Origin of the sequence: Pseudomonas sp. Nvir (assembly GCF_963778085.1) — a bacterium.
GTDB classification, from domain to species: domain Bacteria; phylum Pseudomonadota; class Gammaproteobacteria; order Pseudomonadales; family Pseudomonadaceae; genus Aquipseudomonas; species Aquipseudomonas juntendi.
In genome coordinates, this window is the sequence record NZ_OY970405.1 from 12,633 (window position 1) to 27,922 (window position 15,290).

Sequence of the window (15,290 nt, forward strand, 5' to 3'; positions counted from 1 at the left end):
ACCCATTTTGGAGAATCTTATGTCCCGTCTCGCTGAATTCCGCCTGCTCGAACAACAGCTCGCAGCCCAACTGGCGGAGCTGGAAGCGCTGAAAAATGACTCTGCCCTGAAGCAGGAAATGGAATTTGAAACGAAGCTGCGCAGTTTGCTCAACGAGTATGGCTACGGCCTGCGCCAAGTGGTGCTGATCCTCGATCCGCAAGCGGTGGCTTCCACTGATATGGCCCCAAAAACCTCTCGGAAACCACGCGAAGTGAAGGTCTACAAGAATCCACACAGCGGAGAGGTTGTTGAGACCAAGGGTGGTAATCAGCGTACGCTTAAGGCTTGGAAAAACGAGTATGGCGCTGAGGTAGTCGAGTCTTGGCTCGCCAATTGATTGCACTGCAGGCGGCTTCTGGCACGAGATGAATCGTGGTGCGCCCCGAATGCAAATTCCCATTCTGGGGCGTGACGAAATTTTCTGCGGGTGGTGGATTTAGAGAATTAAAACTGTCGCTAGAGGGTCCCGTCTTTCGCGGCCTGCAGCCATTTGGAGAGGAAACGCAAAACTGTCGCAATCACCCAAAACGCCGGTTCAGACTGATTCGCTAGAGAATTAAAACTGTCGCAGCCTGAAACGACGCGGCTTTCACGTGTATTCAGAGCCATCATTATCGATAGCCTGCTTACAAACATGTAATTCCTGGATCACGTGGATGACAGCTCCCAGTCGGTAAGCTTCACTCATGTCTTCATGGAGTAACAGAAATGAACACCGCTAAAAGCATTGCCGCCCTCATGCTCGTAATCGCCTCCTCATCCGCTTTAGCTGAAGGAGGATCTGATCGCTTACACGGAAAGATGATTCAGGCAAATGAGCAAGCAATGCGTGCCTACGCCGCTGCCAATGGAAAAAAACCACCTGAAGTGATCCATTATCGCTACGGAATGAAACTGGATGTGGCGAGAGTTATCAGTATGACTTCGCTCAAAGGTAGCTGCGACGTGATGCCGACACAGATGAATTACGAGGACTCAACAGGTGAGTTGAAAATCCTCGAATATCGCTCTGCTGGAATTAACTGTAGAGGTCAAAACTGACCGAAGGGACAGGGTAAGTCTTGGAGTAAGCTGACCACGACCAGCGCTGCAGCTGGTCGGCTGGCCGGCAGAAGCCCTTCCCCCGGGGCATCTTGCATTACGTGTCAGGATAACTGGCAACTACTTGATCGTCCCCACTCTTGGTGAGGCCGATGACTTGATAGGCGTGTTTCATGCCATCAACCTCCATACCTGGTGAGCCAGCGGGCATGCCAGGTACCGCGACGCCTGCCAGGTCGTTGCGCTTTATGAGCTCCTGCACCTGGGCTGCGGGGACGTGACCTTCCACAAACTTGCCATCGATAACCGCGGTGTGACACGAAGCCAGCCTCGGAGCTACTCCTAGCTCTTGCTTCACCGCCCTCATGTCCGTTTCAACGTGGTCGACGACCTTGAAGCCGTTTGCCTCCAAGTGCGCTATCCATTTCTTACAGCAACCGCAATTAGCGTCCCGGTGCACATCGATAGTCAGGGGCTCCGCAGCAAAGGCGGCTGAGGCGATTAGAAGTGACGCTGCGGTACTTAAACCGAGGAAGCGGCGCTTACTTGTCATGAGTGTGCTCCTTCCCGTCTTTGTGCACATGGGTTTTGGGAGTAGAACCTGTGTGGTGGTCCGAGTGCGCCTCGCCGGACTCGTGTTCACCGTGGTGCTCCGCTACTGATGAAGACTCCGAATGCGAACTGCCATGATCATGACTTTCCTCAGCCACGCCGTTTGCTGCGGAATCATCATGATTTCCATGACCTGATTTCGCACCACCGTGTTGGCCTTCATGGTTATGCATATCGCTTTCGCCACCGCCATGTTGGTGACCACCACTGGAAGCGACCATCATCTGGTACTGCTCAGCATTGAGTTGCGGTAGCTGGTCCAGGAACGCGACGATTCCCCAGATGTACTGGTCGTCCATGCTCTTACCCCAGGCTGGCATGCCTGTCGCTTTGATACCGTGCTTGATGGTCCAAAACGCAGCAGCAGGGTCACCGCTTACACCTATCTCGGTGAGGTTTGGTGGGGATGGGTATAGGGCTTGGCTGAGTTCAGTTTTCTCCACCCCTGGCGCGAGGTGGCAACCGATACACATGGCGTTGTAGTTGCCTGCCCCTGCTTGGATGAGAGCAGGATCTTTAAGGTTTGGCACCTCAATGTCGCTTGCTCGGACTTCAATCGAGCGATCCCGCGCCATGGCCAAAAACGCATGCACAGCGGGGAAGTGTGGGTCGTCCGCACCAACGTTCACGAGACCGAAGTAAGCAGCACCTAGCACTGCTGCGCTAGTAACAGCACCTGCCGCCACCAGCGTTGTAATTGTTTTTTTCATGTTGAGTTCTCAAAACCACATCCGAATACCGGCCACAAAACGAGCTTCGTCCACGTCCCCGCCTTCATCCCGAATGAAATCGGCGGTTTTGCCGTAGGAACGGCTCCAGGTGACACCTATGTATGGCGCGAACTGGCGAACAATCTCGTACCGTAACCGCAGCCCGACTTCGGTGTTTGCCAGGCCAGAGCCGACGCCGCGTTCCGGGTCGTTCTTGCCATAAAAGTTGGCCTCAGCGGTTGGCTGAAGAATTAAACGATTGGTTAGCAAGATGTCGTACTCGCCCTCCAGACGGGCAGCGGTTTGACCGTTCTCGCCGATAAAGGCGGTGGCTTCAGCTTCGAAGTCATACAGGGCCAGGCCCTGAATACCGAACGCAGCCCAGGTCTGCGGATCCTCCGGTTTGAAATCCTGCCGGACGCCGGCGACAACATCCCACCACGGGCTTACCGAGCGGCCATAGAGGAGCTGCAGCTCAGCATCTTCAGTCACACCATTGGTTCGTTCACCTTCCGAGCGAATCCAGAGCCTATTGATATCGCCGCCCACCCAGCCGGATGCATCCCAAGCAAGCGTGCTACCTTCATCGGCATCTTGGTATTCCAGTTGGTCTAGCAAGAAAAAGCTGTTGAACCCGCTGTCATCCATTTTGTGCCCGTCAAGCGGGGGGAAGGCAGCCTGCCGGTCGGCATCAGTCAGCACCGGGATTGGCGTACGGCTGGTCGGGGTCGGCGAATCAGCGTTCCCGTTTCCCATCGTGGAATGACCCATCGCGCCATGATCCATGCCTTCCATGGACCCGTGATCCATGCCTTTCATGCTTCCATGGTCCATCTTGCTGTGGTCCATCGAGGCGGGTTTCGCTTTGGGCTGGCCATGGCCCATTTTGCTGTGATCAACGGGTGCAGGTTGCGTGGGTTGCTTGCTCGCGCCCATCTGGCTGTGGTCCATGCCCGGCATCGCAGCCTGTGATGAGGCGTGGTCCATCTGCATGGCACCGTGGCCCATTGCCGAGTGGTCCATTCCGGAATGATCCATTTCAGCGGCGAAGCTGGGCGAAACGCCCAGCACACCTAAAGAAACGGCGAATGCCAGCAGCGATGGTCGTGCAACGCTATTGGCCATTTTTCCCTGCCTTAGCTTTGTCGCTGCCATGCGATTCCATCATTTTGCTGTGATCCATTCCTTCCATGGAACCATGATCCATGCCCTCCATAGAGCCATGATCCATGCCTTTCATGGAGCCGTGATCCATGCCTTCATGGTTCATGCCCTGGGCTTGCTTGCTCTTCGAGCCGTTCGATTGCGCCGCGTTGGACGACTTTTGAGAGTGCTGATCATGGTTGTCACTGGACCAGGAAGACGGGGCGTACACCGCGAGCAGGCCAACCATCGCGGCAGAGAGGAAAAAGGCGCTTCGTTTCATTGGTTTGCTCATCTCGTATCTCCAGTTCATTCGTCCACGCGGACTTCTCGGAACATGCCCATCTCCATGTGGTACATGAGGTGACAGTGATAGGCCCAGCGCCCGAGTGCATCTGCGGTTACGCGATAGCTTCGTTTCGAGCCAGGCGGCATATCGATCGTGTGTTTTCGCACCATGAAATTGCCGTCCTCATCCTCCAGGTCACTCCACATGCCGTGCAGATGGATGGGGTGAGTCATCATGGTGTCGTTGACCAAGGTAATACGCAGGCGCTCGCCGTACTTGAGCCGCAGCGGCTCTGCGTCAGAAAACTTGATCCCATCGAAGGACCAAGCGAACTTTTCCATATGCCCGGTAAGGTGCAGTTCGATTGTCCGGCCAGGTTCCCGGCCGTCAGGGTCGATGAAGGTGCTACGCAAATCCGAATACGTGAGAACCCGACGCCCGTTATCGCGAAGCCCGATCCCCGGATCGCTCAGCTTTGGCGTAGGGGTCATGGTCTGCATATCGACCAGAGGGTTGTTTGTTTCGGAGGCGGGATGGTTCTGCATGGCACCGCTGGCGGCCATATTGCTTTGGTCCATACCGGTCATGTTGCCGTGGTCCATGCCAGCCATCTTGCTATGGTCCATACCGGCCATGCTGCCGTGGTCCATGCCAGCCATCTTGCTATGGTCCATACCGGCCATGCTGCCGTGGTCCATGCCAGCCATCTTGCTATGGTCCATACCGGCCATGCTGCCGTGATCCATGCCACCCATGCTGCCGTGGTCCATCCCCATATCACTCATGGAGATGAGAGGCCTTGGATCTACAGCCGGCACCGGTGCCTGCAGGCCCTCACGGACAGCCAAGGTACCCCTTGAATAGCCGGTGCGATCCATGGATTGAGCAAAGATGGTGTAAGCCTGCTCGTTTTCAGGCTCGACAATGACATCGTAGGTTTCAGCAACGGCAATCCGGAATTCATCGATCGACACTGGCTTAACGTACTGACCGTCGGCTGCGACAACCGTCATTTTCAAGCCGGGGATCCGCACGTCGAAATAGGTCATCGCCGAGCCATTGATAAAGCGAAGCCGGATTTTCTCCCCTGGCTTGAAGATTCCCGTCCAGTTCCCATTTGGCGCCTGGCCGTTCATGAGGTAGGTGTAGGTGTGCCCGCTCACGTCAGCGAGATCGGTTGGGCTCATCTTCATCTCGGCCCACATCTTTCGATCGGCCACAGCAGCAGACCAACCTTTCTCGCTCACGTCGTCGACGAAGTCGCCAACGGTGCGCTTGTGGAAGTTGTAATAGTCCGACTGTTTTTTGAGCTTGGACATAACCCGCGCCGGGTCTTCGTCGGTCCAATCACTCAGCATGACGACATAGTCACGATCGTAGGTGAAAGGCTCTGGATCCTTGGCATCAATCACCAGCGCACCGTAAACACCGACCTGCTCCTGGAAGCCCGAATGGCTGTGGTACCAGTAGGTGCCGTTCTGGTGGACCTTGAACTTGTACTCGTACATGCCGTCGGGAGCGATGCCATGGAAGCTTAGACCCGGCACGCCGTCCATATTCGCCGGCAGGATGATGCCGTGCCAGTGGATGGACGTGTCCTGCTTCAAGCGGTTGCGAACCCGTAGCGTGACCGTGTCGCCTTCGCGCCAACGGAGTATTGGTCCTGGCAGCGAACCGTTGATGGCCATCGCCGTTCGAGCTGCCCCGGTAATGTTCACCGGGAGCTCCCCGATGTACAGGTCAAAATCGGTGCCGGTCAGTACGTTAGGCTGGCCAGGGCTGGTTACGGCCCAGACCGGCGCGCGCCACATGCCCAGCCCACCCAGTAGTCCGGTAGCAGCCAGGCCTTTGACGAATGAACGTCTCGTGGTTTTGCTTTGCATGCCGTTGCGTCCAATCAGGTAGATCGCTGATATCCAGACTGCGGGATCCGCAGCCATCTGGTTTCAATTGAGCTCCCCCAAGCCTCGTAGACTTTCGCCAAAGCACAAGGATTGCGGGAGGCAATACCCCGAAAGCTGACATAGTTCAGATTCCGGGGTGATTACATTTCTGTAAGCTAAGCTCAGCAGCTCTCGTGGCCGGGGTGCTTTTGGCTTTGGGCGGTAACAGGAGCCTCTGCTTTTTTCTCCTGAGCAACCTGGTAAGCCTGCATGGAAGATGCACGTGCAGCTTCCATCCTGGCGAAGGTGCGATCCGCGCCGCCTTCAGCCAGGGCGAGGCTCGCCATGCCGAAGGTGACTACCATCACAATCGCTTTGATCATGTTCATTTGCGTTTCCTCTAAGGGTCAGTTTCGCCTGATTGGCGCCGTTCACAGTGCTCAAGCTAGCTACCCGGCACTGTCAGCAAGCTGAGCCCGACATTACTTTTCCGTCAGCTTCTGGTTGGGTGCCTTTTTTGCTGCACACTGAAGGGCATCCAAGGGGGCGCAGCAGATGAAATTACTCGTAGCCGAAGATGAGCCAAAAATCGGGGCCTACCTGCAGCAAGGGCTGACGGAGGCAGGCTTTACCGTCGATCGTGTGGTCACAGGGACCGACGCGCTGCAATACGCTTTGAGCGAGGCGTATGACCTGCTGATTCTTGATGTAATGATGCCGGGGCTAGACGGCTGGGAGGTGCTGCGGATGGTACGTGCGGCAGGGAAAGAGGTCCCAGTCTTGTTTTTGACGGCCCGTGATGGCGTGGACGATCGCGTGAAAGGGTTAGAACTCGGGGCTGACGATTACCTGGTCAAACCCTTTGCATTCTCGGAACTGCTAGCGCGTGTGCGCACTTTGCTGCGAAGAGGCAGCAGTGGCTATGCTCAGACCACTATGAAGATGGCTGACCTGGAGGTAGACCTGCTTAAGCGCCGGGCCACCCGAAATGGCAAGCGGATCGACCTCACAGCCAAGGAGTTCTCCTTACTGGAACTACTCATGCGCCGACGCGGCGAGGTACTGCCGAAGTCCCTGATCGCATCGCAGGTGTGGGATATGAACTTCGACAGCGACACTAACGTGATCGAGGTTGCTGTTCGTAGGTTGCGGGCCAAGATTGATGACGATTTCGCCCCCAAGCTCATACATACAGTTCGTGGCATGGGCTATCTGATGGATGTTCCCGAGTAATGCGCGCCCAATCGTCGCTCGTTAAACGCCTTACCCTCATGTTCATGTTCGCGGTCATCGCCGTATTGGTCGTTGCCGGCGTGAGCTTCTACATGCTCAGTCAGCACCATTTCCAGATGCTGGATGAGCAAGCCCTGGCCGAGAAACTCGAATCCACCCGGCACATCCTTTCACTTTCAGCAGCACGTGATGAACTTGAGGATCAGGAGCCTCAACTGCGTGCTTTGTTGGGGGCTCATCAGGACCTTTCTGCGGAGATTCTTGATGCTGACGGTACTGTCCTGTTCTCGGACTCCAAGGCATCCCGCATCCCTGAGCGCTTTAAGCAGGCCTCTTCTGGCGCCGTTTGGGACTGGCAAATCGACTCGCGGAACTTCCGGGGGATTACCTCTCAACTGGCTATAGCGCAGGCGCAGGCGCCGGTAACAGTCATGTTGATGCTGGATGTCACCAGCCATGCCCACTTTTTCAAGACGCTGCAATGGTGGTTCGGCATTGGCTTGGTCATCAGCGCTCTGGTTAGTGCAGGATTGGGGTGGATCGTGGCCAAGAGCGGTCTTCGGCCGGTTGGGCAGATCACCAAGGTGGCGACATCCATGTCTGCCCGGTCCCTTCGCGAGCGAATTCCATTGGAGCCCGTGCCGCTTGAATTGCAGGAGCTGATCCTCTCCTTCAACGGAATGCTTGCACGCCTGGAAGACGCGTTCGTCCGGCTATCAAACTTCTCAGCCGACATCGCACATGAGCTGCGGACTCCGGTAAGTAATCTTCTGACGCATACCGAAGTCGTTCTGACCAAAAAACGCGACCTCGATGCCTACGAAGACAACCTCTACTCCAATCTTGAAGACCTCAAGCGCATGTCGCGCATGATCGATGACATGCTGTTCCTGGCAAAAGCTGATAACGGCTTGATCATCCCCGAGCAGGTTGATATCGATCTGGTCGGGCTAGTGTCCAGACTGATTGAGTACTACCAGCTTGCAGCCGAAGACCGAAGCATTCGGCTTGCCCTTCAAGGCGAAGGTACGATCCGTGGTGACCGGCTAATGATTGACCGGGCGGTTTCCAACATTCTATCCAACGCTTTGCGCTATACCCCCGAAGGCCACGATATCGCCGTCCGGATTGTCGAGGCGGCTGATCAAGTGAACCTGTCCGTCCAGAACAATGGGGCCACGATTGATCCGGAACATATCAACAAAATCTTCGACCGGTTCTATCGCGCTGACCCTGCAAGGCGGGAAGGAAGCCCAAGCAACGCCGGCTTGGGTCTGGCCATAACGCGTTCGATCATCGAGGCTCATGGTGGGCGAATTTGGTGTACCTCCGCTGACGGCGTGACGAGTTTTCACATCGCTCTGCCGCACGCCAAACAATCCACTTCCAAGCCTCAAACGGCTTAATGCTCATTTCATGCGTGTAACCTATACTCGGCCATCATGAACCGGCTCCTACGACTGTTCACCATCCTGCTTCTAATCGCATCGCTTCCTCTCAACGGCATGGCGGGAGTCGACTCAGCCATTGAACCATGCCCCATGCAAACCATGGGGATGGAGATGATGGCGGGGATGGATCACGATTGTTGCCAGGATACTGATCCAGGATCAGCTGCCGACCACTCCAAAGCCTGCAAAGTGGGCCAGGAGTGTAGAACCGCGAGCACAGTTCAGGTCGAAATAATTAACCCCACGCTCACCTATTCTGCGCCTAGGCCAGTAGATACCTATGCGGTGAGCCTCGTAAACAGGGCGCCTCCTGACCCTTGGCGGCCACCCCGCGCCTGATTACCTCTTAAATTCACCCCATCGTCCTGTTTTGCAGCCGGATGATGGCATGCGCTTGCGCGCTGATTTTTTGAGGAATCATTTCCATGACTCCCCCACGTTACCGATTAGGGATGGCATGTCTGGCCGCTCTGATCAGCCTGTTGTCGACGTTACCGGCTCAGGCTACACCGTTGTCTCTGGAGGAAGCGCTTCAACTTGCCGAACGCAATGCCCCCATCCTCCAGGCCAGGCAAGAGCAAATGACGGCCGCTCGACACGCTGTGATCCCAGCAGGCGAGCTGCCTGATCCACGTCTCAACCTAGGAGTGCAGAACCTTCCTGTTGACGGCAGTGATCGTTGGAGCATGAACCGCGATTTCATGACGATGCAGGTTGTCGGCCTCTCCCAGGAAGTACCAAACCGGGACAAGCGGGAGGCACGAGTTGAGACGGCACGAGCGAGCGTTGAGCGAGCCGATGCAGAGGCGGTGTTCGAGCGCTTAAAAGTGCGTGCTGCCACAGCCCAAGCTTGGGTCGCGGCGTACACCGTTCAACGGAAACTGCAGCAGTTTGAGGACTTCTACAAAGAAAACCGTCTGTTGGCCGCAGCAATCCGCGCACGCCTGGCCGGCGGTACCGGCGCGACGGCCGACGCACTTGCTCCTGACCAGGAAGCTGCGCAACTCGATGAGCAAAAAGATGTTCTGCTCACACAGGCCGCTCAGGCACGGGCTGCACTCAAGCGATGGATTGGAGAGGATGCTGATCCGCAAGCTCAAGCATTTCCGCGCTGGCCAGTGAGCGCGCCGGACTATCTACACGCTATACATGCACATCCAGAATTGGCGACCTACAACGCCCTTACGCGGGAAGCACAAGCTCAAGTGCACCAAGCCTTGGCAGAAAAGAAGTCGGACTGGGGGTGGCAGGTGGATTACCAGCGGCGCGGGCCTGAATTCAGCAATATGGTGAGCCTGCAGGTAAGTTTCCAACTGCCCTTGTTCGCTGGCTCACGGCAGGACCCGATGATCGCGGCACGTCGCGCACAAGTCCGGCAACTGGAGGACGAACAGGAAGCGGCATTGCGTGAGCATAAAGCGCAGCTGGAGACAGATCTTGCGGATTACCAGCGATTGCAGCGAGCAGTGCAGCGCAGCCGTGAAACATTGTTACCGCTAGCGGAGGATCGAGTCCGCCTCGCCCTTGCTGACTATCGAGCCGGTAAATCACCCTTAAGTGAGGTTCTCACCGCTCGACGTCAGCGGGTTGAAACACGACTGCAAGACATCGATCTGCAAGGACAGTTGGCCGCGACAGCTGCACGGCTGCACTTCGCGTATGGAGAGGTGCGCGCATGAGAAATTCAACTATCAGCCTTGTGGTATTGGCCGCGTTGGCTATCGGCGGTGGCGTTGGCTATCAGCTAGCAAAGCGTGGGCAGGTGTCCACTGCCTCCCCTGAAACGCTACAGAAGGTGCTGTATTGGTATGACCCGATGTACCCCCAGCAGCACTTTCCAGCACCGGGCAAGTCGCCCTTCATGGACATGCCACTGGTGCCGAAGTACCAGGAAAGCACCGCTGCTGAGGTGAGCCCCGCAGTTCAAGTTTCACAGGGGCTCCAACAAAACCTGGGGGTCCGTCTGGCTACCGTAGCGAAAGGGCAGCTTGCTCGAACCCTCCAGGTGAGCGGCGTGCTTACCTTCGATGAGCGGGATTTTAGCGTTCTGCAGGCTCGTACCGGTGGCTACGTCGAACGCACCTATGGCCGCGCTACAGGCGACGTGGTTGCCAAGGGCGCCCCATTGGCAGATGTGTTGACGCCTGAATGGGCGGGCTTGCAGGAAGAGTACCTGGCGCTTCAGCGATCTGGGGACAATGAATTGCGCGCTGCAGCTCGGCAACGACTACTGCTGGCGGGTATGCCTGCCGATCTTATCAACCGGATTGACCGTACGGGAAGGGTCCAGAATTCGGTAACGCTCTTGGCCCCAACAGCAGGCGTCCTTCAGGCTCTGGAATTGCGGCCAGGCATGACAATGACACCGGGTGCAACGTTGGCGAAGATCAATGGTATCGCGAACGTCTGGCTTGAGGCCGCAGTACCTGAAGCGCAAGCCCAAGGCCTACAGGAAGGACAGGCAGTGCAGGCGAATCTGGCAGCGTTCCCAGGCGAACCTGTTCCCGGCAAGCTGACCGCATTGCTGGCTGATGCGGATCTGCAAAGCCGCACCTTGCGGCTTCGTATAGAACTGCCCAACCCCGGCGGCCGGTTGCGCCCAGGCATGACCGCGCAGGTTTCCCTCCATCCGTCCGGGCAACAGGATGACAGCCTACTGGTGCCAGCCGAGGCGATCATTCGGACGGGGAAACGCGATCTCGTAATGGTGTCAGAAGACGGAGGTCGATTCCGGCCGGTGGAAGTAGTGCTCGGCCAGGAAAGTGCTGGCCAGGTGGTCGTGCTGCGAGGCCTTCAGGCGGGCCAGCGCGTTGTGGCGTCCGGGCAGTTTCTGCTGGACTCCGAAGCGAGCTTGAAAGGTATCGAGGCCGTTACTGCTGGCGATGCTCCACTTGCGCAACCTGTACAGCCGGCTCTACATCAGGCCAATGGGCGCATCGTTCAAATAGAAGGTAATCAGCTGACCATCGCTCATGGACCGTTCGTGACGCTGGGCATGCCTGGTATGACGATGACTTTCCCTGTGGCAGATCCCCGCTTGATTGCCGGACTCAAGGTTGGCGAACGCATCCGGTTTGGAGTGCGCGAGCGCGATGAAGGCATGGTCATCGAGCAAATAACCCAGCAGGAGAACCAGCCATGATCGCGAACCTGATTCGTTGGTCGGTTGGCAACCGCGTCCTGGTCCTGCTGGCAACACTGTTTGCCGTAGCTTGGGGCGTTTTCTCTCTGCGCAGTTTGCCGATCGACGCGTTGCCTGACCTGTCAGATGTGCAGGTGATTATCCGCACCTCCTACCCAGGGCAGGCACCGCAGATCGTGGAAAATCAGGTGACATATCCCCTGACCACCACAATGCTTTCCGTACCCGGAGCCAAGACAGTGCGGGGCTTTTCAGCATTTGGAGACAGCTTCGTATATGTGTTGTTTGAGGACGGCACAGATCTCTATTGGGCGCGGTCCAGGGTGCTCGAATACCTAAGCCAGGTTCAGTCTCGATTACCGGCGTCCGCTAAGCCAGTGCTCGGACCCGATGCCACTGGTGTAGGCTGGATCTACCAGTATGCGCTGGTGGACCGCAGTGGTACCCATGACCTGGCACAGCTGCGCAGCCTTCAGGACTGGTTCCTGCGCTTCGAGTTGAAAACTCTTCCGGACGTTGCCGAAGTGGCGACGATAGGCGGGATGGTCAAGCAGTACCAGGTAGTGCTCGATCCGCTGCGCATGGCCAGCTTGGGAATCACTCAAGTTGAGGTTTCGGACGCCATCGCCAAGGCCAATCAGGAAACCGGTGGCGGCGTGCTCGAACAAGGCGAAGCTGAGTTCATGGTAAGGGCTTCCGGCTATCTGAAGTCACTCGATGATTTCCGAGCCATTCCCCTGCGCCTGGCTGCGAAGGGTATACCCGTAACACTGGGCGATGTAGCCACTGTACAGCTGGGCCCTGAGGCACGTCGCGGCATCGGCGAGCTTGATGGACAGGGCGAAGCGGTGGGCGGCGTAGTAATTCTGCGCAGTGGCAAGAATGCGAAAGATGCCATCGCTCACGTCAAATCCAAGCTTGAATCGCTGGAAAAAAGCCTGCCTGCCGGGGTCGAGCTGGTCACTACCTACGACCGTAGCCAGTTGATCGATCGTGCTGTGGAAAATCTGAGCCAGAAGCTGATTGAAGAGTTCATCGTGGTCGCACTGGTGTGCGCTGCATTTCTTTGGCATCTGCGCTCATCGTTGGTCGCCATCGTCTCGCTTCCGGTTGGTGTCCTCATTGCCCTGATCGTCATGCGCCACCAGGGCATCAACGCCAACATCATGTCGCTTGGGGGCATAGCCATTGCAATCGGTGCGATGGTGGACGCCGCTGTGGTGATGATTGAGAACGCGCACAAACGGGTTGAGGCTTGGCATACGTGGCACCCTGGAAAGTCGTTGCGTGGCGAAGATCATTGGAAAGTGATGACTGAGGCAGCAGTCGAGGTCGGGCCTGCGCTGTTCTTCAGCCTCATGATCATTACGCTGTCCTTCATACCGGTATTCACCTTGCAGGCTCAGGAGGGAAGGCTGTTTGCGCCCCTCGCATTCACCAAGACTTATGCAATGGCAGCAGCAGCGGGCCTTTCGGTTACCCTGGTACCCGTGCTGATGGGGTACTGGATTCGGGGTCGTTTACCGGCAGAAGAGCGCAACCCACTCAATCGAACCCTGATACGGCTCTATCGCCCAGCATTGGAGATCGTTCTACGCCGGCCAAAGCTCACGTTGGCGGGTGCACTGTTGATTTTGCTCAGCAGTGTCTGGCCCCTGAGCCAGCTCGGCGGCGAATTCTTGCCGCCACTGGATGAAGGCGATTTGCTGTACATGCCGACTGCCCTGCCAGGTCTTTCGGCGCAGAAAGCCTCTGAGCTTTTGCAACGTACGGACCGGCTGATCCGAACGGTACCGGAGGTCGCCAGTGTCTTCGGTAAAGCGGGCCGGGCTGAATCAGCGACCGACCCGGCCCCGCTGGAGATGTTCGAGACGACTGTCCGACTTAAACCGAAGGATCAGTGGCGAGCAGGGATGACCACTGAGAAGCTGATCGAAGAGCTGGACCGTACCGTGCAGGTACCTGGGCTAACCAATATCTGGATCCCACCGATTCGAAACCGTATCGACATGCTCGCAACCGGTATCAAAAGCCCGATCGGCGTAAAGGTTGCCGGCAGCAATTTGAATGAGATCGACCGGGTGACTCTGGCTATCGAGAAGGTGGCCAAAACGGTTCCAGGGGTGACTTCCGCCCTCGCCGAGCGATTAACCGGTGGACGCTACATCGATCTGGATATCGACCGCCAATTCGCAGCGCGTTACGGCCTGAACATTGCTGATGTCCAAGCGATTGTTGCCGGCGCCGTTGGGGGCGAAAACATCGGCGAAACCGTAGAAGGCCTGGCGCGATATCCCATCAGTGTTCGGTACCCACGGGAGTGGCGTGACTCTGTTGATGCCCTGCGGCAGCTACCGATTTACACCAGCCAAGGGGGGCGAATCACACTGGGAACCGTGGCACGGGTGCGTATTGCGGACGGTCCACCCATGCTCAAGAGTGAAAACGCGCGCCCCTCGGGCTGGGTGTATATCGACGTGCGGAGACGGGACCTGTCCTCCGTCGTTGCCGACCTGCGCCGGCTAGTCGATCAGCAGGTGAAGCTCGATCCTGGCATAAGCTTGAGCTATTCCGGGCAGTTCGAATACCTGGAGCGCGCCAATGCGCGCTTAGCATGGGTAGTACCGGCGACGCTGGCCATTATTTTCGTCCTTCTCTACCTCACGTTTGGCCGCCTCGGTGAAGCGCTGCTGATCATGGCTACCTTGCCATTTGCGCTAACCGGCGGCGTATGGCTGCTGTACATGATGGGCTACAACCTGTCGGTGGCCACGGGTGTCGGTTTTATCGCCTTGGCTGGGGTCGCAGCAGAGTTTGGAGTCATCATGCTGATCTACCTCAACAATGCCTGGACTGAACGAAACGGCAACGGTACGCAGGGGCAACCTGCGCTTCTGGATGCTATCCGCGAAGGGGCCGTGCAGCGCATCCGCCCCAAAGCCATGACCGTAGCAGTGATCGTCGCAGGCTTGATGCCAATCCTCTGGAGTAGCGGTACCGGCAGCGAAGTCATGAGCCGGATCGCTGTACCCATGGTCGGCGGCATGCTCACCGCGCCTTTGCTCTCACTATTTGTAATCCCTGCGGCTTACTGGCTCGTCAGGCGCCGCGGACTCGCTGTACACGATAACCCCCAAACAGGAGTAACCCGATGAAGAAGCTACTGATCAGCGCTGGCCTGGTGTTCGCCGTTGCGGCGGCGGTGCAGGCCCAAGACATGTATGGCACGGATATGAAGAATATGCCCATGGAAGGCAACGAGACCCAAGGCAGCCAGGCGGCTCCGACTGCATCGGCTGAGGGAACCATCAAAGCTTTGGAACCAGGTAAAGTTACCTTGGCGCATGGACCAGTATCAGCCCTGAAATGGCCGGCAATGACCATGGGCTTCAGCGCTACCGAGCAGCAACTCAAGGGACTCAAGGTAGGCGACAAGGTCAGCTTCGATTTCCGAATGAATGGGGGCACAGCGACGATCGTAGGCATTCGCAAGCAGTGACGGATTGACTTCTAACCCTGCCTATTAGAGCTGATAGGCAGGGTCATTTAGCCAAACTTTGGAAAAAGTGCTGCCGCAATTCCTGACCGCGCCGCCTTCAGCTCTGTGCCTCGGGACGCTAGTTGGTCTTTGCGCTCTGTAGCCGGGATGCATTCAGATCAGAGTAGTAGCTGACGTTTGAGCAGAGATCTTCGTGCATCACGATCTATATGGGTCGAAAGCGGACAGGGCATCGCAAAGTCATC

Annotated in this window: 14 protein-coding genes; 8 read left to right on the forward strand and 6 right to left on the reverse strand. The window is 57.0% G+C overall.

Annotated features, from left to right (window positions below; genetic code table 11):
- Nucleotides 1–19 precede the first annotated feature (19 nt).
- Entirely contained in the window at nt 20–379 is a 360-nt protein-coding gene (locus AACG97_RS00365; protein WP_010951431.1) for a histone-like nucleoid-structuring protein, MvaT/MvaU family, read from the forward strand.
- Nucleotides 380–750: 371 nt separating this feature from the next.
- Nucleotides 751–1,083 (forward strand): DUF2790 domain-containing protein, encoded by a 333-nt coding sequence (locus AACG97_RS00370; RefSeq protein ID WP_011953079.1) that lies wholly within the window; start codon nt 751–753, stop codon nt 1,081–1,083.
- Between the two features lie 97 nt (nt 1,084–1,180).
- Here AACG97_RS00370 and AACG97_RS00375 read toward each other — a convergent pair whose 3' ends face one another.
- The 6 genes from AACG97_RS00375 to AACG97_RS00400 all read right to left on the reverse strand — a co-directional run bounded on the left by AACG97_RS00375 (nt 1,181) and on the right by AACG97_RS00400 (nt 6,109).
- Nucleotides 1,181–1,636 carry a DUF411 domain-containing protein gene (locus AACG97_RS00375; RefSeq protein WP_011953080.1) on the reverse strand — a complete coding sequence of 152 codons (456 nt, stop codon included), beginning with the start codon at nt 1,634–1,636 and terminating at the stop codon, nt 1,181–1,183.
- A complete protein-coding gene (locus AACG97_RS00380) occupies nt 1,626–2,405 on the reverse strand; it encodes a c-type cytochrome (RefSeq protein ID WP_011953081.1) in 780 nt (259 codons plus the stop codon). Before AACG97_RS00380 ends, AACG97_RS00375 begins: the two co-directional genes overlap by 11 nt.
- Nucleotides 2,406–2,414: 9 nt before the next feature.
- Nucleotides 2,415–3,530: a copper resistance protein B gene (locus tag AACG97_RS00385; RefSeq protein ID WP_011953082.1), complete on the reverse strand. Its 1,116-nt coding sequence runs from the start codon at nt 3,528–3,530 to the stop codon at nt 2,415–2,417.
- Nucleotides 3,520–3,843 (reverse strand): hypothetical protein, encoded by a 324-nt coding sequence (locus tag AACG97_RS00390; RefSeq protein WP_012269845.1) that lies wholly within the window; start codon nt 3,841–3,843, stop codon nt 3,520–3,522. The genes AACG97_RS00385 and AACG97_RS00390 overlap by 11 nt, the downstream gene beginning before the upstream one ends.
- Before the next feature lie 14 nt (nt 3,844–3,857).
- Nucleotides 3,858–5,720 carry a copper resistance system multicopper oxidase gene (locus tag AACG97_RS00395; protein WP_031314465.1) on the reverse strand — a complete coding sequence of 621 codons (1,863 nt, stop codon included), beginning with the start codon at nt 5,718–5,720 and terminating at the stop codon, nt 3,858–3,860.
- 182 nt (nt 5,721–5,902) lie between these two features.
- Complete coding sequence (locus tag AACG97_RS00400; protein WP_011953085.1) at nt 5,903–6,109, reverse strand: co-regulatory protein PtrA N-terminal domain-containing protein; 207 nt, start codon at nt 6,107–6,109, stop codon at nt 5,903–5,905.
- Nucleotides 6,110–6,275: 166 nt separating this feature from the next.
- On the opposite strand from AACG97_RS00400, the gene AACG97_RS00405 reads away from it, so the two are divergent.
- From AACG97_RS00405 to AACG97_RS00430, 6 genes are all read left to right on the forward strand, one after another.
- Complete coding sequence (locus tag AACG97_RS00405) at nt 6,276–6,953, forward strand: heavy metal response regulator transcription factor (RefSeq protein ID WP_011953086.1); 678 nt, start codon at nt 6,276–6,278, stop codon at nt 6,951–6,953.
- Nucleotides 6,953–8,359 (forward strand): heavy metal sensor histidine kinase, encoded by a 1,407-nt coding sequence (locus AACG97_RS00410; protein WP_011953087.1) that lies wholly within the window; start codon nt 6,953–6,955, stop codon nt 8,357–8,359. The genes AACG97_RS00405 and AACG97_RS00410 overlap by 1 nt, the downstream gene beginning before the upstream one ends.
- Nucleotides 8,360–8,829: 470 nt before the next feature.
- Complete coding sequence (locus AACG97_RS00415) at nt 8,830–10,083, forward strand: TolC family protein (RefSeq protein WP_011953089.1); 1,254 nt, start codon at nt 8,830–8,832, stop codon at nt 10,081–10,083.
- Nucleotides 10,080–11,546: an efflux RND transporter periplasmic adaptor subunit gene (locus AACG97_RS00420; RefSeq protein WP_011953090.1), complete on the forward strand. Its 1,467-nt coding sequence runs from the start codon at nt 10,080–10,082 to the stop codon at nt 11,544–11,546. The genes AACG97_RS00415 and AACG97_RS00420 overlap by 4 nt, the downstream gene beginning before the upstream one ends.
- Nucleotides 11,543–14,701: an efflux RND transporter permease subunit gene (locus tag AACG97_RS00425; protein WP_011953091.1), complete on the forward strand. Its 3,159-nt coding sequence runs from the start codon at nt 11,543–11,545 to the stop codon at nt 14,699–14,701. The genes AACG97_RS00420 and AACG97_RS00425 overlap by 4 nt, the downstream gene beginning before the upstream one ends.
- Nucleotides 14,698–15,045: a copper-binding protein gene (locus AACG97_RS00430; protein WP_011953092.1), complete on the forward strand. Its 348-nt coding sequence runs from the start codon at nt 14,698–14,700 to the stop codon at nt 15,043–15,045. The genes AACG97_RS00425 and AACG97_RS00430 overlap by 4 nt, the downstream gene beginning before the upstream one ends.
- Nucleotides 15,046–15,290 lie beyond the last annotated feature (245 nt).